Source organism: Bradyrhizobium sp. 172, from assembly GCF_023101065.1.
Classification (GTDB): domain Bacteria; phylum Pseudomonadota; class Alphaproteobacteria; order Rhizobiales; family Xanthobacteraceae; genus Bradyrhizobium; species Bradyrhizobium canariense_D.
Genome location: NZ_CP064701.1, coordinates 2,852,605 through 2,872,705, shown reverse-complemented (window position 1 = coordinate 2,872,705; position 20,101 = coordinate 2,852,605). Strand labels below are relative to the sequence as shown.

Genomic DNA, 20,101 nt, shown 5'->3' with positions numbered 1-20,101 from the left:
TAAGCGCAGGCTCACCATAAACCGAATGGAGGCGTTGGCGCGCCCTGAAATCCGACTGAATCTACTGGCGATTTTTCGTGCTTACGCTCCATTAACCATAACCGCGGGTTACTTTTCGGAACTTCATCAGGGCCCCTAGAACGCTCGCAAAAAAGAAAGCGGCGGAGCCGAAGCCCCGCCGCCCTGTTCTGCTTGCGATGTTGTCCGCTTATTAGCGGAGCAGCTGCAGCACGCTCTGCTGCGACTGGTTGGCCAGCGACAGCGCGGAGACCGCAATCGACTGGCGGGTCGACAGCGCCTGGCTGTTGGCCGCTTCGACGTTGGTGTCGGCCAAGGTCAGGTTGGACGAGCCGGTCTGCAGCACGTTGATCAGGTTCTTGTTGAAGTCCTGACGCACCTGCACGATGGTCAGGTTCGAACCGAGCGCCGAGGCCTCCGAGCGCAGCGTGCTGGACGCCGAGTTCAAATTGGTCAGCACCTTGTTGGTCGCGGAGTTGTCGATGAAGTCGACGCCGCTGGTCAACGCCGCGAGGCCGAGACCCTTGGAGTTGTAGGTCACGCCGGTGATGTTGAGGCTCGACTTGCCGGTCTCGTCGAACACCAGCTTGAGCTGGTCGCCGTTGAGCAGGTTGACGCCGTTGAACGAGGAGTCCTGCGAGGTCGAGTCGATCTGGTTCAGGATGTTGTTGTACTGGTTGACCAGGTTCGAACGGGCGGTCTGGGCAACCGCGTCTGCCGTAGGCGCGGAAGCGGTCGAGAACGTCAACGCAGTGGTCAGCGTTCCGCCGATTGCACCACCGGCAGCCGACGACCCAAGCGTCGAGGACGCATAGTCGTTGGTCGCCGTGATCGTGAGCAGGCCGTTGGCGTCGATCGTCGCAGACAGGTTGTTGGCCTGGAGCTGCGTGTTGAGCTGATCGAGCGTCTTGACCGTGCCGTTGGTGCCGTCGCCGAAGGTGACATTGACCGCCGTGCCGCCGTTGAACGAGCTGAAGGTCAGGGTCTTGCCGTTGATGCCGCCGGTGCCGGAAGTACGGGCCGCCGTGAACGCCGAGGACGTGCCGGTGTTGCCGGCGAGGCCCAGGGACTGCAGTGCATTGCCGGTGCCGGTGATCGACAGGTCGGCGTTGACGCCGGTCGAGATCTTGAGCTGGCCGGAGGCGTTGATCGACGAGTTGGTCTGGCCCGTTGCCGTTGCAAGCGCACCACCGCCACTGCCGTTCAGCGTGAAGGTCTGCACGCCCGTGGCAAAGTCGACAGCCTTCAGCACGTCGGCAATCGTCGCACTCTGCAGATAGACCGTCGAGTTGCCGCTGCCGTCGGTGACGACGTTGCCGGACACGCCCTGCGTCGAGGGAAGCGAAGCCGCAGCCGGCGTCGGCGCATCCTTGAACGTGATGACATGGCCATCGACGTTCAGGGTCGAACCCGACGAAACGAATGACGACAAGGTCGCCGAGCTCGTAGTGCGGGTCGCCGTGGCCGTGACGTTGCCTGCGCCGGTCGCCGAGGTCAGGCCAAGGGCCTTCAGAATGTCGGCCTTGCCGGTCACGCTCAGATCAGAACCTGTCGTGCTCTTCAAGAGAAGCGCACCGCTGCCGTTCACGGATGATGCGGTCTGGCCTGCGTTGAGCGTCAAAGTGCCGGCAACGTTGCTCTGCACCCCGCTCGCCAGATCGACGGCCGTCAACACGTCGCCGATCGAGGCCTTCGTGGTGGAGCCGAGATAGACCGACACATTGCCGCTGGCATCCGTGTAGACGTTGCCGGTCGTGACGCCGGCAGAGGCGGCAACCTGAGTGAGACCCGCCGGCACCGTGGCCGGCTGGTCGCCGGCAACAAACGTGACGGTCTTGCCGTTGACGGTGAGCGTGTCACCTGCCGCAACGCCAGCGTTGGCATCGCCAGCAGCCGCACCGTTCAGAAGCTTGGCAGCAGTCGTCGCCGCATTGATGACGGTGCCAGTATCGGTGCCGACAACGCCGCCCAGCGTGATGCCCGAACCAGCAGCGTGCGTACCGCCAGCTGTACCGTCGTACAATACGCTGCTCAGCGCGCTCGCGCTCGTGAAGCTGGTGGTACCACGCAGGTCCGAAGCCGTCGCGCCCGAGATCGTGGTCGAGACGTTGGACTTGGAGGAATAACCGACGGTGGTCTGCAGCGCTTGGTTGGCGATCGACTTCGCGCTGTCGATCAGCTTCTGCAGCGAGGTGATGCCGGTGTTGGCGGCCTGCAGCACCTGCACGCCGTTGGCAATGCCATCGAGCAGGTTGTTGATGTCGCTGGCGCGGTTGTCGAGCGACTGTGCGGTGAAGAAGTTGGTCGGATTGTCCAGGGCCGAGTTGACGCTCTTGCCGGTCGACAGACGGCTCTGCGTGGTGGCGAGAAGATCAGCGGTGGACTGGAGGGAGAGCAGGTTCTGACGAACCGATGAGGAGAGAACGATACCGGACATTGAGTGTTACCCTTCTGGTACGCAACGCAACAAACTTCGATTAGGATTAATCGATGCCGGAACGGTGAACGTTTGGGGCTAACAAAGCATGAAGCGTGTCGCGGCACTCCTTGTGCAGATTCACCATATGCGCGATCAAAGCCGGATCACGCCATCGTGTATCGTCATGATAGAATGATGCTTTTTCGTGCAGCGCCGGCGTGTTTGCTACTTGTCAACCATAACTCAGAGTGAGCAATTGGCTGCATTCGAATGCATCGCCTACGTCTCACTGCACGACGTCTTCATCGCGGCAAAAAAGAAAGCGGCGGAGCCGAAGCCCCGCCGCCCTGTTCTGCTTGCGATGTTGTCCGCTTATTAGCGGAGCAGCTGCAGCACGCTCTGCTGCGACTGGTTGGCCAGCGACAGCGCGGAGACCGCGATCGACTGGCGGGTCGACAGCGCCTGGCTGTTGGCCGCTTCGACGTTGGTGTCGGCCAAGGTCAGGTTGGACGAGCCGGTCTGCAGCACGTTGATCAGGCTCTTGTTGAAGTCCTGACGAACCTGCACCACCGAGAGGTTCGAACCCAGAGCGGAGGCTTCCGAGCGCAGCGTGCTCGACGCCGCGTTCAGGTTCGATAGCACCTTGTTGGTCGCGGAGTTGTCGATGAAGTCGACGCCGCTGGTCAACGCCGCGAGGCCGAGACCCTTGGAGTTGTAGGTCACGCCGGTGATGTTGAGGCTCGACTTGCCGGTCTCGTCGAACACCAGCTTGAGCTGGTCGCCGTTGAGCAGGTTGACGCCGTTGAACGAGGAGTCCTGCGAGGTCGTGTCGATCTGGTTCAGGATGTTGTTGTACTGGTTGACCAGGTTCGAACGGGCGGTCTGGGCAACCGGGTCTGCCGTAGGCGCGGAGGCCGTCGAGAACGTCAACGCAGTGGTCAGCGTTCCGCCGATTGCACCACCGGCAGCCGACGACCCAAGCGTCGAGGACGCATAGTCGTTGGTCGCCGTGATCGTGAGCAGGCCGTTGGCGTCGATCGTCGCAGACAGGTTGTTGGCCTGGAGCTGCGTGTTGAGCTGATCGAGCGTCTTGACCGTGCCGTTGGTGCCGTCGCCGAAGGTGACATTGACCGCCGTGCCGCCGTTGAACGAGCTGAAGGTCAGGGTCTTGCCGTTGATGCCGCCGGTGCCGGAAGTACGGGCCGCCGTGAACGCCGAGGACGTGCCGGTGTTGCCGGCGAGGCCCAGGGACTGCAGTGCATTGCCGGTGCCGGTGATCGACAGGTCGGCGTTGACGCCGGTCGAGATCTTGAGCTGGCCGGAGGCGTTGATCGACGAGTTGGTCTGGCCCGTTGCCGTTGCAAGCGCACCACCGCCACTGCCGTTCAGCGTGAAGGTCTGCACGCCCGTGGCAAAGTCGACAGCCTTCAGCACGTCGGCAATCGTCGCACTCTGCAGATAGACCGTCGAGTTGCCGCTGCCGTCGGTGACGACGTTGCCGGACACGCCCTGCGTCGAGGGAAGCGAAGCCGCAGCCGGCGTCGGCGCATCCTTGAACGTGATGACATGGCCATCGACGTTCAGGGTCGAACCCGACGAAACGAATGACGACAAGGTCGCCGAGCTCGTAGTGCGGGTCGCCGTGGCCGTGACGTTGCCTGCGCCGGTCGCCGAGGTCAGGCCAAGGGCCTTCAGAATGTCGGCCTTGCCGGTCACGCTCAGATCAGAACCTGTCGTGCTCTTCAAGAGAAGCGCACCGCTGCCGTTCACGGATGATGCGGTCTGGCCTGCGTTGAGCGTCAAAGTGCCGGCAACGTTGCTCTGCACCCCGCTCGCCAGATCGACGGCCGTCAACACGTCGCCGATCGAGGCCTTCGTGGTGGAGCCGAGATAGACCGACACATTGCCGCTGGCATCCGTGTAGACGTTGCCGGTCGTGACGCCGGCAGAGGCGGCAACCTGAGTGAGACCCGCCGGCACCGTGGCCGGCTGGTCGCCGGCAACAAACGTGACGGTCTTGCCGTTGACGGTGAGCGTGTCACCTGCCGCAACGCCAGCGTTGGCATCGCCAGCAGCCGCACCGTTCAGAAGCTTGGCAGCAGTCGTCGCCGCATTGATGACGGTGCCAGTATCGGTGCCGACAACGCCGCCCAGCGTGATGCCCGAACCAGCAGCGTGCGTACCGCCAGCTGTACCGTCGTACAATACGCTGCTCAGCGCGCTCGCGCTCGTGAAGCTGGTGGTACCACGCAGGTCCGAAGCCGTCGCGCCCGAGATCGTGGTCGAGACGTTGGACTTGGAGGAATAACCGACGGTGGTCTGCAGCGCTTGGTTGGCGATCGACTTCGCGCTGTCGATCAGCTTCTGCAGCGAGGTGATGCCGGTGTTGGCGGCCTGCAGCACCTGCACGCCGTTGGCAATGCCATCGAGCAGGTTGTTGATGTCGCTGGCGCGGTTGTCGAGCGACTGTGCGGTGAAGAAGTTGGTCGGATTGTCCAGGGCCGAGTTGACGCTCTTGCCGGTCGACAGACGGTTCTGCGTGGTGGCGAGGAGATCAGCGGTGGACTGGAGGGAGAGCAGGTTCTGACGAACCGATGAGGAGAGGACGATACCGGACATGACTCTGTTACCTTTCTGGTAAACGACGCTACTGTTACGCGTCTGCTTGGATCGAGATTGACCCAGCGACCGGCGGACCGTGGGGCGGAGTCCTCTAACGAAACATGAAATGAAATCGGCACTTTTGCTGAGTCGGCGCGCGATTCGGCCGATAAGCAGGCCCGTGACGCCGCTCCGCCTGTTAATTTCGGCGTTGATATGATTGATCTTTTCCGCCGCAATGGCCGGGATTTACAACTCGTTAACTAGTCTTGATGGAGTATTGCGCCCTGACCCGCCGCAACACACGCTCGGTTACGAAAGCGTTGATGGAGAACAGGCATGGCCCTCAAGGTCGAGCTCAGACCGCACGAACGCATCATCGTCGGCAACTGCGTGATAACCAACACCGACCAGCGCGCCCGCCTTCTGATCGACGGCGACAACGTGCCGATCCTGCGCGAGCGCGACATCCTCACGCCGGAGACCGCCGAAACGCCCGCCAAGCTCGTCTATCTGGCGGTCCAGCTCATGTACATCTCGCCGGATCCGCAGACCCAGCACGGTACCTACTTCAACCTGGTGCGCGACATCGTCACCGCGGTGCCAAGCTCCTGGCCGATCATCGAAGGCATCAACAATAACATCCTCAACGGCGACCTCTACCGGGCACTCAAGGACGCCCGCAAGCTGATCGCCTATGAAGCGAAGCTGCGTGGCCAGTTCGAGGCCACCCATCCCAAGACGGAAGCAATCCAGGCCGAGGTCAGCACCGCCGCCTGATCCACGCGTTCGCGCAGCCACGCCGGCGCGAACGACCAGGACGCCGAACGACAACGGCCCCGGATCGTCTCCGGGGGCCGTTGTCGTTTCAGACATGCATCGAGCTACTGTGCCGCGAGCGGCGGCGCCTCGACCTCGATCACAGCGTCGCGGCTGCGCCGACCGCCGAACTCCAGCACGGCCGCGACCAGTGCATCGATGTCAGTCTCGTCGGTGCGGTGATTGACGATCGCGGCGCGGATCGCGAACTTGCCGTCCAGCGTCGTGCTCGACGGCGCTGCGATGCCGGACTCCTGGATGTCGGCGACGATCTCGCGATTGACCTCTTCTGCGGCGCGGTAACGGAAGCAGACGATATTGAGATTGACCGGTGCGAGCAGTTCCAGCCGCGGCTCGGCGAGAACACGCGTCTCCAGATATTTCGCCAGCGCGCAGCTGCGCGCGATGACCGCGCCCAGCCTGTCGGTACCGAACGTCTTGAGCGTGAACCAGGACTTCAGCGCGCGGAAGCCGCGTGACAGATCGGGGCCGAGATCGCACGGCCAGACCGCGCCGGCCGCAAGCCCCCTCGCCTCGCGGCTCAGATAAGCCGCCGGCTGGGCAAAGGCCCGCCGGTGCTGCTCCCCGTCACGCACCAGCAGGAAGCCCGCGTCGTAGGGCACCTGGCCCCATTTGTGGAAGTCGAGCGCAATGGAATCGGCAAGCTCGATGCCGCCGAGCAGCGGTGCGAGCTCGGGCGAAAGAATTGCGAGCGCACCGAACGCCCCGTCGACGTGAAACCAAAGTCCCTCCTCGCGGCACAGCGCGGCGACGGCCTTGAGGTCGTCGATCGCGCCGACATCGACCGAGCCGGCGGAGGCGACGACGAGGAACGGTTTGAAGCCGACCTCGCGATCGGTAGCGATCTGCGCACGGAGCGCGGCAACGTCGATGCGATGATCCGCGTCGACCCCGATCTTGCGAAGGGCGTCGCTCCCAAATCCCGCGATATCCATCGCCCGCGATATGCAGCCATGCGCGGCCCGCGAAGTATAAGCCGTAAGCAGCGCGCCATCGTTGCCGATGCCGTACTGCCGCGCCAGCGCGCCGAGCGCAGCGGTGCGCGCGACCAGCACCGCCATCAGATTGGCCATCGACGTGCCCGTGACGAAGATGCCGCTCGCGCTCTCGGGAAACGCGAACAGGCGGCGCATCCAGTCGACGATCTGGCGCTCGACCTCGATCGGCATGTGGTCGCGCCCGCCGAGATTGGCGTTGAGGCCCGCGGCGAGCATCTCGGCGATCATGCCGACGGCCGTGCCGCCGCCATGCACCCAGCCCATGAAACCCGGATGAACATTGCCGGTCGCATAAGGCGCGACATGCTCGGCGAATTCGCGGTAGACATCGGCGAGATCGCTGGCATCGCGCGGCACGTCCGTCCTGAATGCCGCACGGACCTCGTCGGGGATCGGCTGCCACACCGGGCGCGCGCGAATATTGGCGATGCCGTCGATCGTCTCGTCCAGCATGCGATGGGCGAGCGCGCGGAAATCGCTCCAGTCCTGCGGATCGAGCGAGGTGTGCGTGACGGAGCTTTGCGTGTTGCGGATGAGCTCGTTCATGCCGCACTCTCTTCTCTGGCCTGTGCATGCCGCGACAGCATCGCCGTGAATGCCGCAAAGATCTTGCGCATCTGCGGCGACTTGTACGGAAACACGGCCGGCGGATCCATGTTGTGCACGACGGCGGTATTGTCGGCTTCGAAGACCAGCAGCTCGCGGTTCTGGTTCTCGGCGCAATCGACGATGAAGTAGTCGAGGCCGACGCGCCTGCTCATCTCGTCCAGCGCGATTTTGTGGCGCGCCGCGAACGCATGGTCGAAGTTGAGCATGAAGACGGCTTCCTCGGCCCGCTTCTCCTCGCTGAACGCCATGAAGGCGTTGAGATACCAGATGTCCCAGCGATCGGCGATTGCCATGTGGCAGGCATAAGGTTCGCCGTCGACCATCGCGAGACGATATTTGCGGTAGAGCCCGTCCGGACTCGCATAGTCGACGAAACGTGCGACGAAGAAGTCCTGCTCTTGTCGCTCCGCGAGATAGGCCGCGAGCGCTCCAGCATCGTCGAGTTTCGCGAGACCGACGCCGGCATGCGTACCGCGCGGCCGCACGATCATTGGAAAGCGCAGTTCGCCCGTGATCTCCTCGCAAACGATCCTGCCTTGCGAAAGCTCCGACAATTGCGCACGCGTCGTTGGGGCGGTCACGGGAATGTCGAGGCCTGGCACGCCCGTCAGCAGACGATACAGCTTGTCGCGATCGAGATTGCCAATGAGATCGGGACGATTGAGCAGCGGCTTCGGCCAGTGCGGCGCGGCCTTCTCGATCAGCGCGAGCGCCTCCCGGCACTCCTCGGAATCGGATGCGATCACGATGGCGACGTCGTGCTCGGGCAGAGTCTCCGGCAGGCCGATGCCCTTGACAACGTAGAGCGTCAACAGCTCGATGTCGGAATCTTCAAGCAGGAAGTCGATCGGCGTGTTGCCGCCCATGTCGATATCGGCGGCGAGCGCGAGCACGCGCAGGCGGGGTTTTGGAGCCGCGCAAGGCGTACGAAACAATTGGTGGAAGGAGAGCACCTCGGTCTGGATCACCAGCCCAGCCTCCTTCTCGCCGAGAAGCTGGGCAATCAGCGAGAGATCGAGGCCTTCGCCGGCCTCCGCCGTTCCCTCCTCGATCCGCGCCAGCAGCCGCTCGCGCAACGGATGCAGGTCACCTCCCTCGAAGGCGCGGCGCGTCAACTGCGCAAAGCCGATGCGGTCGGCATAGGTCGGCGCGGTCACGCCGCTCGGCGCGGAAACTGGATGTTGCATCTCACACCTCGAACGCGGACTTTGTCGGCACGGCCGCAACCGCGCCACGGTCAAGCAGCAGCTCGATCTTCACCAGCACATGGGCGATGCGATCAAGAACGTGCTGCACATTGCGTTGCGCCTGCATTGTATCCGGCGACCATGCCTCGGTCACCAATCGTGCGCCGACGCAGAGGCGCAACACGGCCTGCGGCGCACCGTCCTGCCGCTCCAGTCGGACCGGCTGGCCGACGAGACAGCGCTGGGCGGCCACTTGCCGGTCCGCCGCGCTGCCGCTGATCTCCTCGGCCATGTCGCACGCCAGCGCCCGATGCACGGCGCTGGTCTCGGCGAGCGAGACCGGCTTGCCGCCGCGCAGCAGCGTGAACGGAAAGATCGTGGCTTGCACGAATTCCCCGTCGTCTGCTCTGGACTTGTCGATCGCGGTTGGAATGGCACGAAGCGACGGCGACAACGCGATCATGCTGTCGATGCCGGCTGCGAGCTCGGCCAGCATCCTGGCGCGGAAGGCCCCGGGCACGGCGTAGTAGCTGCCGATCTCGGCGAGCGCGGCCTCCCAGCGCAGCCATTGACCGAAATTCGGCCGGCGCTCAAAGCGCGAGCGCAGCATCGTCCACGCCACCGGCCAGTCGCAGCGACCGGCATAGTCGAAGATGCCAGGCGCGATCCGGCTCATCCGGCCGATCGACCGCGACAGGCCTTTCGGCAACAGCAGCGCACCGCTGAAGGCCGGTCCGCCGAAAAATTTCGAGCCGGTGATCAGCACCATGTAACCACGGTCGAGATAGGCGCGCAGCCGCCGGCGACCGAGCCGCGCCTGACAGGCATCGACGACAATTTGAACCTTGCGCGGCCAGCGCCGCGCGATCTCGTCGAGACACGCCTCGCTTGGGGCACGCCAACCGAGTTTTGACGAATCCATGATCTGCAACAAAACGCGCCGGCCTTGCGCGAGGCTGGTCTCGACCGCATGCAGCACCGCGGCATCGGCATCGGTGCGCATCGCAATGCCGGCCGCCATGTCGATCAGCGGCACCGCAATGCTGTCGCCGGCGAGCCCCGTCACCGCGCCGTCCTTGCGCACGGCCATGCCGCCTGCCGTCATCGTGCTGAAATGGTGGCCGCGTGCAGTATGCGGCGTCCCGCTTCCGGTCTGGTCGGCGCCGACCACGATCGTCACCGGCGCCGCGCCGAGCACCGCGCGCGCTACGAACAGGGCGTGAAGCTGGGAGTCCGTGCCGGACGGCGAGAACACGACGTCGATCCGCGACGAGAGCGCAAGGTGGCCGCGCAGCTCCTCGCGCATGTCCTCGCAGCGGGCGTCGAAGGCGATTTCGACCTCGTCGAACAGGCACTTGTGCATCAGCTCTTCGCGCGCCAGCGCGGCGCGGTCGTAGGCCATCTGCGAGATCGTCGACGCGGTCGCGGAGGCGAAATTCCAGAGCTCCGGCTCCGGCGAAGCCGCGCAGCCATAGGCGTTGACACGGTCGTTCGGATCGAGCGCCAGCCGCGGATCTCCGCCGGAGGCAAGCAGCGTATCCAGTGGTGTGAAGAGATCGCGCAGGCGATAGCGCGAGCCGCCGTCGGACGCGCGCTCGCTGGCTGACAAACGGGATGCGCCGGCGCTCATCCCGAAAGGCTCACGCCGCATCGGCCGCCGCCGCCGGCGCCGGTGCGAATTGCGAGGTGATGTCGCCGTGGAACACCGACGGTCCGACGTGATCGAGCGAGCTCTCGATGTCGGCCCAGATCTCGCCGCCGATGTCGGTCCAGCGCTTGCAGAAGGCGAAGTCCTCGGACAGATAGGTGCCGGTCGCCGGATCGATCATGCATTCGAACAGGGCAAACCGGTTCTGGCTCGCCGCCAGCGTATCGTGCGAATGCTCGCGGAAGAATTGCAGGGCGGCGTAGTCCGGATGGCGGCACATCGCCTCCAGCACGGAGCGCCGGATCATCAGGAAGCCGGTGCCGGCGTAGCGCACGCGGGTGAAGCCGTCCACCACCACGATGCGGTCGGGGTCCTCGATCTCGAGCACGTAGTCGAGCGATGCGGCCGGCACGTCGGCGCGGCCGGACTGGATCGCCCGCGCGGCCTTGTCCCAGTTGATCCGCTTGATTGGATAGCAGCCGGCGACGACGTCCGCGCCGCACTCGATCAGCCGGAACACCTGCTCCGGCTTGAAGCCGATGTCGGCATCGATGAAGAGGAAGTGCGTCGCTTCGGGATCGTCCAGGAACATCGCGGCCAGATTGGCCCGCGCGCGCGTGATCAGCGCATCGCCGTCGCGCAGCAGCACCTTGAGCTCGAGATTGGCCATGCCGTGCACGGCGCGCTGAAGCGCGAAGATCGAGCTCGCATAGATGCTCGTCACCTGCCCACCGAAACATGGCGTGGCCACCACCAGTTTCATCTTCTCCGACATCGTCAGCTCCGCCCCGCTGCAATCCTCACCAAGAGGTAAAGAGGCATGGTTAACGGCGCCTTAACGCCTGCTTACAGGAACTTGACGAGCGAGAGCTGCGCGAGGTTCGAGGTCACCTGGTAGGACGCCTGGAGCGCATTCTGGAGCGACAGGATCTCGCTCGCGACCTGGTCCGGCGAGGCTGATTCCGCCTGGTCGATGATGGTCTGGAGCTGCGCCTTGGCCTGGGTCTGACGCGTGCCTGCGTCCTTCATGGTGTTCTGGGCCATCGCGATGTCGGTCTGGATGTCCTCGATTCGCTGCTCGCCTGGCTGCTTCGTCAGGGCCTGCGTCACCCGCAGGCTCAGCGCGGCGACCTGCCCGCCCGAATACTGCCCGGTCGGTGAGGTCGAGAACGTCCCGAACACGGCGACCGCCTGCAGCTCCTTGCGGATCGCGTCCTCGTTCGCCTGCGCGCCATACTGCACCGTGACGGAATCGTCGACCCGGGCCATCGCGGTGGAGCGCGGCGAGCCGGGGCCGTCATTGCCCAGGTACCATTGCACGGTGGTGGCCGAGCCGTTCACCAGCGTCGTCGCCGAGCCGAGGGGCGACGAGCCGACGCGCAGCGGAGCCTTTGCCGCCGTGACCGGGGAGGTCGTGAAGCCGAGCGCCGCGAACGCCGTGCTGTTCGAGCTCGTGATATTGAGGCTCCCGGGATCGTCCGTGTTGATCGTGATCACGCCGCCATGGATCGTCGACGGCTTCGTGGTGCCGGTGATCTGATCGATTTTGCCAAGCAGAGTTGTGATGTTGTCGGTGATGTTGATCTGGTTTGGGCCGCTGGCGCCCGAGGCGACAAAAGTCAGCGTCTGACCGTTCACCGTGATCGTATCGGGATTAACGGCAGGCGGACCCGCCGACCCCGCCTGGAACGCCGCCGAGAGGACTTCCGGGCCGCCCGTAGTCGCAATGCCGCTCAGCACAGTTGAACCGGTGATCTGAGGCGTCGACGCCACGCTGCCGCGCGTCACGCTGCTGAGACCGAGCGCCGTGGCCGCCGCGCCGCCGGTGACCGCCACATCCGTGCCGGTGCCGGTCGCGATCTGGATATTGCCGCCGGCGCTCAGAGTTACGTTGGCGGCGGGGATGCCGGCGGCCGTCGCGATCGCATTCAAGATATCAGACACCTTCGCGGCGCTGCCCGAAGCCAATCCGATAGTGGTATTGCCGCTGGCCGTCGTGGTGACGGTAGTGACGGTAGGGTCGAAGGTGATCGTGTGGGCGCCGCTCGCGCCGGTGATGGTCAGGGTGGTACCGGTCGGAGCGTTGGCGAGCGCGTTGAGAATGGTCCCGTTGAGATGGGGTGTCGCCGACGAATCGAGCGACGTGGTCGTAGACGCAATCGCCAATGCGCTGTCCTGCAACGCGACCGAGCCCGTCCCGGTCGTGGAGGTATAGGAGCGCAGATTGCCGGTGGCCGCCACATTGGCAGTGGCGGATCCCGCCGTATTGAAGAAATTGTCCCCGGCGGTGACAGCGGACGCCGCCACCAGCGAGGTGCCGGCGAGCTTCTTGATCGCGGTGTTCAGCGCGGTGTTGAGGTTCGTCGCCGTGATGTTCGGGTCCGGAGGAACGACCGGAACGACATTGGGGTTACCGGGATCGATCGCAAAGCTGCCGACAGGTGTCGGCGTCGCGGTGGACGCCGTCAGGTCGATCTGCTCGCTCGAGCCATCGGGCAGCGTGAACTGCACGCTGAGCTTGTCGCCATTTTTCGGATTGACGCCGTTGAGGTCGACCGAGAACGACACCGGCGAGCCGCTCGGGCCGGTGACCGTCGCGCCGGTCAGCGTCGAGGACACCGCGGCGATCTTCAGGCCGAATGGCGATGCGGGCGCGTCCTCGGAGACCTTCACCGAGCTCGGCGTCGGCTGTGGGGTCGCCAGCACCAGCCGGCCCATGCCGTTGGCGCCGAGGTCGGCGGCCTGACGCTCCGCCATGACGGTCTTGAAGCCCGCCTGCGTCGTGGTGCCGTTGATGATGTCGCCGGCATTCGCAACCGACGGCGTGTTGAAGGCGGTTCCGGAGAACAGATAGCGGTTGCCAGACTGCGTGTTGAGAACGCCGACCATCGAGCCGAATTGCGCAGCCGCAGTGTTCTGCGCAACCGTCTGGCCGTTGACGTTGAGATCCTGCGCGGTGTTGGCCGAGCCCGTCTGCACCGTGTTGCGGATCGTGGTCAGCGACTGCAACGCGGTATTGGCGAGATTGATGCTGACGTTGACGTTGGTCATCGTGTCGGTATAGGCGGCGATGTTGGAGAGCTGCGCGCGCCCGGCGATCGCAAAGCCCTCGTTGGTGCCCATCCCGGAATAGTTCTGCGACAGCTTGCCGGTCGAGAGCTGCGTCGACAGGTCGGTGAGCTGCTGGTTGATGTTGCGGATCTGCGAGCCGAGAACCGACGAGGAATAGTTGATGCTGCTGATCGACATGTTTCAGAGCCCTGTTACTTGTTACACTTGAGCCTGGAGCAGCGTATTCATCATGCTCTGCACCACCGACATGACATGGGCGTTGGCGGCATAGGCATTCTGGAGCTGGATCAGGTTCGACATCTCCGAGTCCAGGTTGACGCTGGCAGTCGAGTTGAACTTGGCCTGCAGCGTCGAGACCACGACGCTCTGGCCCTGCTGGAGCTGAGTCGCCTGGGTCGCGGCATTGCCCTGAACGCTCAGGAACTGCTGGAGGTAGTTCGAGACGCTGCCGGTGAAGGGCTGGCTCGCCGAGCCCAGACCGGATTGCGGCGAATAGGAGAACACCGCCGAGGTGAGCTGCGAATAGAGATAGTCCGAGCGCGTGGTGTCGCCGGTGGGAGTCACCGGCGAGGTGTTGTAGATCGACAGCCTGGTCGGGTCCGAGGAAAGCTGAGTGTTCACGGCGATGCGTCCGGCAAGGCCGGTCATCTGCGAACCCGATGCCGTGATCGCGCCGGTGTAGAGCGCCTGCCCGCCGTCGGTGAACAGCGGCAGTTGTGGATTGCCCGAGGTCAGCGACGAGATCGTCTTGGTGATCGAGGCCGAATTGACCTTGGCGAGGCCGCTGTTGTCGTCGGTCACCCGCAACGTGGTGGCCGTCGCCGGCGACGGGGCGGCGGCGAACGACAGATGCGAGGCGGAAAGCGCGGTGTTGAGCGCCGAGGCGATCGCGCCCATGCCGCCGGAGAAGTTCACGCCGATCTGCATCGGATTGGCGTTGGTGGCGTTCTGGAGCGGCAGCGCCGCCGGATCGGTCACGTTGACCAGCGTGACCTGTCGTTTCGTATTGGTGGTCGTGTCGGTGTAGGTGAAGTTGACGCTGTTGCCCGGCGCCGCCCCGGCAAGGTCGAGATCGAAGCCGGCCGGCGGGCCGGTGACCGTGCTGCCGGCCGTGGTCTTGTCCGACAACGCGCTCGACATCGTCGCCGCGAACTCGTCGATCTGATTCTGCGCCTGCACCAGCGTCTGGTCGCGCAGCTTCAGATCGGCCGCGATCTGCCCCGAAGACACCACGTTGTTGGCGATGACGTCGACCGACGATCCGTTCGGGAGCTTGATATTGAACGCGCCGACGCCGGATTTGGCCGGATCAATGTTGTAGAGCGAGGTCGCCGACAGCGTGCCAGCGGACGCAAAGGTAAATTGCGAGGCGAGGCCTGCGCCGACCAGCTGGATGCCGGTGGTGGTATAGATGTTGGCCTGATTGGACCCGTCGGTGGTGACGTGGACGTCGACATATTTCGACAGGTTGTTGATGGCCTGGTCGCGCTGGTCCATCAGCGTCGCGGCCGAGGGGTCGTGTTCCGACAGGCCCTGGAGTCTGGAGTTGATGTCGGCGACCTGCTGCATCGCCGCGTTGGCAGCTAGCGCCGAGGTGCTGAGATCCTGCTCGACGTTGGAGCGCAGCGACTGGATGCCCTTGGTGGTGAGGTTGAGCTGCTGCGCTAGCGTCTGCGCGGCGCCGAGCGCAACCGTTTGCGCCGACGACGAGCCCGCGTTGGTCGACAGCGCCTGCAGCGCCGTGGTGAAACTGTTCAGCGCGGTTTCGAGCGTACCGCTGTTGCCGGGCGTGCCATAGACATTCTGAAGCTGCTTCAGGATGTTGGCCATCTGGTCGGCGTAGCCGCTGCCGCCGGTCTCGGTGCGCAGCTGTTTCTGCACATAGGTGTCGAGTTCGCGGCTGACGCCGGTCGTCGTCACCGTCGAGCCGAAGTCGCCGGTGGTGACCTCGATCTGGTTCGGCGTCTGGACGACGTAACCCGGCGTCTGCGAGTTGGCGACGTTCGACGAAACGATCGAGAGTGCAGCCTGATTGGCACGCAGACCGCTCATCGCACTGGCGAGGGCTGAACTCAAACCCATGTTGGCTTGCCGCCTTTGGTTACGTCACGCCCCAATCAGCGCAACACGTTCAAGAGATCCTGCACCATCGTATTCGCCGTCGTGATCACCTTGGTGTTGGCCGAATAGGCCTGCTGGGTCACAATCAGCTTGGTGAATTCGTCGGCGATGTCGGTGTTCGAGCCTTCCAGCGACGAGCCGCTGATCGAACCGGAAGCACCGTCGATGGCAGGGCCCGACTGTTCAGTCGCGGCGTAGGCCCCCCCGTCCTGCGCCTTCAGGTAGTTGGTGCCGTTGAAGTGCGACAACGAGACCTGTGCGAGGTCGAGGTTCTGACCGTTGGAGAAGGTCCCAACCACGAGGCCGTTGTTGTTGACGGCGACCGATCGAAGCTGACCGGCGGCGTAGCCGTTCTGGGTGATGGTGTTGATGGTGACCGCGCCGCTGGTGCTGGCATATTGCGTCAGCCCGCCCGAGGAGATGTTGAAGGAGACCGATCCCAGCGACTGGCCGCTGACGCTGACATTGTTGATGGTGATACCCGAGCCGCTCGGCGAGGTCAGCGAGCCGTCGGCGGCAAAGGTGAAGGCCTGGCCGGTATTGACCCAACCGACCGTCGTGCCGGTCGCATTCGGGTCAGTCTGGTAAAACATGTTCCAGGTATCGGCATGGCCCGCGCCAAGCGAGGCACTGTCGGTCTTGGCCCAACGCAATTGCAGGTTCACCGGCGTGCCGGCTGCGTTGTAGGCGGTCACCGCGCCACCGCTGATCGATTCCTTGGTGAAGGTGGCGATGTCATTGCCGATCACGCCGCCGGTGCCGGCAACGCCACCACCGTCACGATTCTTGGTGATGGTCGAGGTGAACCCGAGCGCGGCGAAGGCGGCGCTGTTGGAGCTCGCCACCGAAAGGTTGGAAGCTGTGCCGGTGTTCAGCGTGATCACGCCGCCACTGCTGACCGACGACCCCGTTGCACCGGAGAGAGCGTCGATCTTGCCGAGCAGCATCGTGATGTTATCGGTGACGTTGATTTGGTTCGGGCCTGACGCGCCGGCGGCCACGAAGGTCAGCGGCTGACCATTGACCGTGATGACGTCGCCGGCGGAGAAGCCCGATGTGATCACCTCGGCGCCGCCGGCGGCCGCCGCGCCGCTCAGCACCGTGGCGCCCGAGATCGCGGGCGAGGACAGCACGTTGCCGCCGCGCGTCACGCTGCTGATGCCGAGCGCCGTGGCCGCCTGGCCGCTACCAACCGGTACGTCGGTGCTGGTGCCGCTGGAGATCACGATGTTGCCGCTGGCGCTGAGCGATGCGGTAACGCCGGCGCCGCCGGCGGTCTGGATCGCGCTCAGGATGCTGGCCACCGTGGCCGTCGTGCCCGCGCCGAGACCGATCGTGGTGTTGCTGCCGACCGTCGTGACGGTGGTGCCGCCGTTGAACGTGACCGTGTTGCCGTTGATGTTGAGCACCTGGCCGCTCAGCGCGGTCAGGGTGGTGGAGGCGAGATGCGTACCCAGGGCGTTGTCGAGCGAAGTTGTGGTCGATGCGACCGCCGCAGAGTTGTTTTGGAGCGCCGTTGTGCCGGTCGCCGTGGTCGACGAGTACGGCGAGCGAACATTGCCGGTCGCGGCAGCGCCGGACGTCGTGGCGTTTGCATAGGGCGGAGGCGGCGTGCCGACCGGCAGCGGGTTGGCGGCGAAGTCCGACGGGTTCAGTCCGCCGGCGGCCAGCAGCGTCTTGGTTGCCGCCGTCGTGCTCGCCACGGTGTTCGGCTGGGTCGGCAAGTTCGCCGCGTATTGGATCGAGGTCGTCGCCTGCGCCGGGATGAAGTTGTTCTGGAATTTCAGGACCGTTGCAACGTTGCCTTGCGGGTTGCCGGTCTTCGGGTCGACCGTGACGCCCATCAGGTAATAGCCGGCGCCGTTGACCAGATTGCCGTTGGCATTGAGCTGGAAGTCGCCGCGCCGTGTGTAATAGGTGACGCCGCTGAACACTGGCGCATTGTCGACGACGCCCGTGGCCTTCTGGATCGAGAAGAAGCCGTCACCGGTGATCGCCATGTTGGTGGCGACGCTGGAGCCCGAGATTGTGCCCTGCGTGGTGATGGTGGCCTTGGCGTTGGCGGTCACGCCGCCCGCGACCTGCTTGCTTGGGACCGATGAGTCGGGAATGAGATCGACGAAGCTGGTGCCGATGCCCTTGTAAGCGGTGGTGGATGAGTTCGCGATGTTGCCGGAAATGTTCTGCAGCGCGTAGGACTGCGCCTGCAGGCCACCCACCGAGGTGTTCATTGCATCGAAGATACCCATAACTTTGTCTCCAGATCCGATCTCGGCGGCCGGTCGACCATGGCCGCAGTCAGAGGAGACTGTCGCAAGGGCTATGCCAATGCGGGTTTTCTCATAAAATCAATGACTTAACGAAAAAGCCCCGGCCTGATGACCGGGGCACAATTGCCGGGACCGGCAACAATTGCCCGGACAAAAGCTAGGTTGCGGACGCCGCCGCGGGATGGAAGACCAGCCCGAAACCGTCGATGCAGTAGCGCAATCCGGTCGGCTTTGGACCGTCGTCGAAGACGTGGCCGAGATGGCCGCCGCAGCGCCGGCAATGCACCTCGGTGCGGAGCATGCCGTAGGTCCGGTCCTCGGTCTTGCCGACATTGCCCTCGATCGGCTGGTAGAAGCTCGGCCAGCCCGTGCCGCTCTCGAATTTGGTGTCGGAGGCGAACAGCGGCAGGTCGCAGCCGGCGCAGGCGAAGACGCCCTTGCGGTGCTCCTTGAGCAGCGGGCTGGAGCCCGGCCGCTCGGTACCCTCCTTGCGTAGGATCTCATATTGCTGCGGCGTGAGCTGGGCACGCCATTCGGCGTCGGTCTTCTCGATCTCGAATTTTTGCGCGGCTTTCTCTCCAGCCTCCGCGGGCGATGCTCTGAGCCAGCGGAAGGCCGCAAGGCCGAACAGGCCGGCGACGGTCGTCAACAGGATGCGGCGGTCAAACATCTCATTCTCCATGCGGGAGCGTCTACGCCCTGAGATACGGACTCTAACCGTCGACGTTACACTTCCGGGCGGAGTTTTTCTCACCTTATCGCGAGGCGCTGTCCTCCTGCGGGACTGGTTCCACGGCTTCCGCCACAGGCTTCGGCGGTGGGGCCGGCCGGGGCCGAACCCCGGGCGGCGGACGGCGCGGACCGGTCCCGGCGGCCCGGTTGGCTTCGGCCAGCCGCGCCTCGCGTTCCCGGTCCTTGACCCTGGCACGCTCGCGATAGCGGGCAAGCGAGCCTGCGGCGGCGGAACTCGCCCTGCCCCAGATTCCGACCAGTTGCCCGGCAACCCGCCCCGTCGTTCCCCCCGCCCAGACCAGCTCGAACGGCGAGAACAGCTTCCAGCGCTCGTCGCCCCACAGGATGCTGCGGGCGATCATCTGCCCGGCCATGGCCGAGGTGTTCATGCCTTGGCGGCCGAAGCCGCTTGCGACCCAGAGGCCTTTGCGCAACTGGCCGATCTGCGGCATGCCATGCACGGTCTGCCCGGTGACGCCGCCGAACATGTCGCTGATCTCGACATTGCCGAATTGAGGAAAGATCGACCGGATCCGCCGCCTGACGCTGCCTGCAAAGCGCTGCGGCCGGGCGGCCCAGGTGGTCTCCGGACTTTCCCACATCAGCCGGTCGCCATCGACGATCCGGAAATGATCGACGCCGTCGGAATCCATCACCGATCCCTTGAAGGCGATGATCTCGTGCACGCGCTCGCCGAGCGGCGCGGTGACGCCGGCATAGCGCCAGACCGGCAGCAGCGTTTCCGACAGGCGCCGCAACGGCGCGCCGAGATGGATGTTGCCGGCGAGCACGATATGGCTGGCGCGCAGCCGCGCCGAGGGCGTGACGATGCGCTTGCGGATGCCGGAATGATCGATGCTGACGACCGGCGTGTCCTCGAAGATGCGGGCGCCTGCGCGCCGCGCCAGCGCCGCGAGACCGTGCACATATTTGCGCCCGTCGACCTGGAACGCCTTCGGATAATACACGCCGTGGAAGTAGCGATCGGTCTTGAGTGCCGCGCGGACGCGATCGACCTGCCAGCCCTCGGCCTCGGTGTCGAAATCCTCGTTCAGCATCTGCAAGCGGCTGATCAGCCGGTCGCCGGCATCGACGTTGGAGACCTCGAGCACGCCGTCGGTCGGGCCGATCCCGGGCATGTTCTCCTCCGTGGCGTTGGCCCGGACGAACTCGACGCCCTCTTTCGACAGTGTCCACAATTCCCGCGCATCCTCGAAGCCGATGCGCTCGATCAGCTCGGCGAGCGGCAGCGCGAAGCCCGGCATCACGGTGCCGAGTTGATTGCCGGAAGCGTTCCAGCCGATGTGGCGGCCCTCGAGCACCGCGACGCTGGCCCCCAGCCGGGCCGCCTCGAGCGCAATGGAGAGCCCTGCAAGCCCCGCCCCGATCACGCAGATATCGGCGTCGAGATCAAACGACAGTCGCGCGCGTTCACGAAAGCCGGCTTCTTCCTGGGACACGCTTGTGAAAGTCTCGCTCATGTCGTTTCTTAGAGCATGATCCGGAAAAGTGTGCAGCGGTTTTCCGAAAAGATCATGCTCAAAACAAAAATTTAAAGCGCGATGGGGATTGTCCTAATCTCATCG

12 protein-coding genes are annotated in these 20,101 nt (G+C 64.6%); 1 reads left to right on the top strand and 11 read right to left on the bottom strand.

Annotated elements, in window-relative coordinates:
* Positions 1 to 211: 211 nt before the first annotated feature.
* Both IVB07_RS13580 and IVB07_RS13575 read right to left on the bottom strand, forming a co-directional pair.
* Positions 212 to 2,455 carry a DUF1522 domain-containing protein gene (locus IVB07_RS13580; RefSeq protein ID WP_247361799.1) on the bottom strand — a complete coding sequence of 748 codons (2,244 nt, stop codon included), beginning with the start codon at positions 2,453 to 2,455 and terminating at the stop codon, positions 212 to 214.
* Positions 2,456 to 2,812: 357 nt separating this feature from the next.
* Positions 2,813 to 5,056 carry a DUF1522 domain-containing protein gene (locus tag IVB07_RS13575; protein ID WP_247361797.1) on the bottom strand — a complete coding sequence of 748 codons (2,244 nt, stop codon included), beginning with the start codon at positions 5,054 to 5,056 and terminating at the stop codon, positions 2,813 to 2,815.
* 321 nt (positions 5,057 to 5,377) lie between these two features.
* Between IVB07_RS13575 and flbT the strand changes: the two genes are divergently transcribed.
* A complete protein-coding gene (gene flbT / locus IVB07_RS13570; RefSeq protein WP_018459572.1) occupies positions 5,378 to 5,818 on the top strand; it encodes a flagellar biosynthesis repressor FlbT in 441 nt (146 codons plus the stop codon).
* Positions 5,819 to 5,922: 104 nt separating this feature from the next.
* Here flbT and IVB07_RS13565 read toward each other — a convergent pair whose 3' ends face one another.
* From IVB07_RS13565 to IVB07_RS13525, 9 genes are all read right to left on the bottom strand, one after another.
* Positions 5,923 to 7,422 carry an aspartate aminotransferase family protein gene (locus IVB07_RS13565; RefSeq protein ID WP_018459571.1) on the bottom strand — a complete coding sequence of 500 codons (1,500 nt, stop codon included), beginning with the start codon at positions 7,420 to 7,422 and terminating at the stop codon, positions 5,923 to 5,925.
* Complete coding sequence (locus tag IVB07_RS13560; protein ID WP_026233845.1) at positions 7,419 to 8,672, bottom strand: hypothetical protein; 1,254 nt, start codon at positions 8,670 to 8,672, stop codon at positions 7,419 to 7,421. The genes IVB07_RS13565 and IVB07_RS13560 overlap by 4 nt, the downstream gene beginning before the upstream one ends.
* A 1-nt stretch (position 8,673) precedes the next feature.
* Entirely contained in the window at positions 8,674 to 10,323 is a 1,650-nt protein-coding gene (locus IVB07_RS13555; protein WP_247361793.1) for a hypothetical protein, read from the bottom strand.
* Positions 10,313 to 11,095 carry a hypothetical protein gene (locus IVB07_RS13550; protein ID WP_018459568.1) on the bottom strand — a complete coding sequence of 261 codons (783 nt, stop codon included), beginning with the start codon at positions 11,093 to 11,095 and terminating at the stop codon, positions 10,313 to 10,315. The genes IVB07_RS13555 and IVB07_RS13550 overlap by 11 nt, the downstream gene beginning before the upstream one ends.
* A gap of 71 nt (positions 11,096 to 11,166) precedes the next feature.
* Positions 11,167 to 13,569, bottom strand: a complete 2,403-nt coding sequence (locus IVB07_RS13545) for a flagellar hook associated protein (protein WP_247361791.1) — start codon at positions 13,567 to 13,569, stop codon at positions 11,167 to 11,169.
* A 21-nt stretch (positions 13,570 to 13,590) separates the two neighbouring features.
* Positions 13,591 to 15,474: a flagellar hook-associated protein FlgK gene (flgK, locus tag IVB07_RS13540; RefSeq protein WP_247297170.1), complete on the bottom strand. Its 1,884-nt coding sequence runs from the start codon at positions 15,472 to 15,474 to the stop codon at positions 13,591 to 13,593.
* Between the two features lie 35 nt (positions 15,475 to 15,509).
* Positions 15,510 to 17,762, bottom strand: a complete 2,253-nt coding sequence (locus IVB07_RS13535; RefSeq protein WP_204511751.1) for a flagellar hook-basal body complex protein — start codon at positions 17,760 to 17,762, stop codon at positions 15,510 to 15,512.
* A gap of 178 nt (positions 17,763 to 17,940) precedes the next feature.
* Entirely contained in the window at positions 17,941 to 18,453 is a 513-nt protein-coding gene (gene msrB / locus IVB07_RS13530; RefSeq protein WP_026233843.1) for a peptide-methionine (R)-S-oxide reductase MsrB, read from the bottom strand.
* A gap of 85 nt (positions 18,454 to 18,538) precedes the next feature.
* Entirely contained in the window at positions 18,539 to 19,996 is a 1,458-nt protein-coding gene (locus tag IVB07_RS13525; protein ID WP_247361789.1) for an FAD-binding oxidoreductase, read from the bottom strand.
* Between the last annotated feature and the right edge of the window lie 105 nt (positions 19,997 to 20,101).

Excerpts from the sequence above, each read along its gene's own strand:
- IVB07_RS13580 (WP_247361799.1), bottom strand. The coding sequence starts at position 2,455 with ATGTCCGGTATCGTTCTCTCCTCATCGGTTCGTCAGAACCTGCTCTCC.
- IVB07_RS13575 (WP_247361797.1), bottom strand. The coding sequence starts at position 5,056 with ATGTCCGGTATCGTCCTCTCCTCATCGGTTCGTCAGAACCTGCTCTCC.
- flbT (WP_018459572.1), top strand. The coding sequence starts at position 5,378 with ATGGCCCTCAAGGTCGAGCTCAGACCGCACGAACGCATCATCGTCGGC.
- IVB07_RS13565 (WP_018459571.1), bottom strand. The coding sequence starts at position 7,422 with ATGAACGAGCTCATCCGCAACACGCAAAGCTCCGTCACGCACACCTCG.
- IVB07_RS13560 (WP_026233845.1), bottom strand. The coding sequence starts at position 8,672 with ATGCAACATCCAGTTTCCGCGCCGAGCGGCGTGACCGCGCCGACCTAT.
- IVB07_RS13555 (WP_247361793.1), bottom strand. The coding sequence starts at position 10,323 with ATGCGGCGTGAGCCTTTCGGGATGAGCGCCGGCGCATCCCGTTTGTCA.
- IVB07_RS13550 (WP_018459568.1), bottom strand. The coding sequence starts at position 11,095 with ATGTCGGAGAAGATGAAACTGGTGGTGGCCACGCCATGTTTCGGTGGG.
- IVB07_RS13545 (WP_247361791.1), bottom strand. The coding sequence starts at position 13,569 with ATGTCGATCAGCAGCATCAACTATTCCTCGTCGGTTCTCGGCTCGCAG.
- flgK (WP_247297170.1), bottom strand. The coding sequence starts at position 15,474 with ATGGGTTTGAGTTCAGCCCTCGCCAGTGCGATGAGCGGTCTGCGTGCC.
- IVB07_RS13535 (WP_204511751.1), bottom strand. The coding sequence starts at position 17,762 with ATGGGTATCTTCGATGCAATGAACACCTCGGTGGGTGGCCTGCAGGCG.
- msrB (WP_026233843.1), bottom strand. The coding sequence starts at position 18,453 with ATGTTTGACCGCCGCATCCTGTTGACGACCGTCGCCGGCCTGTTCGGC.
- IVB07_RS13525 (WP_247361789.1), bottom strand. The coding sequence starts at position 19,996 with ATGAGCGAGACTTTCACAAGCGTGTCCCAGGAAGAAGCCGGCTTTCGT.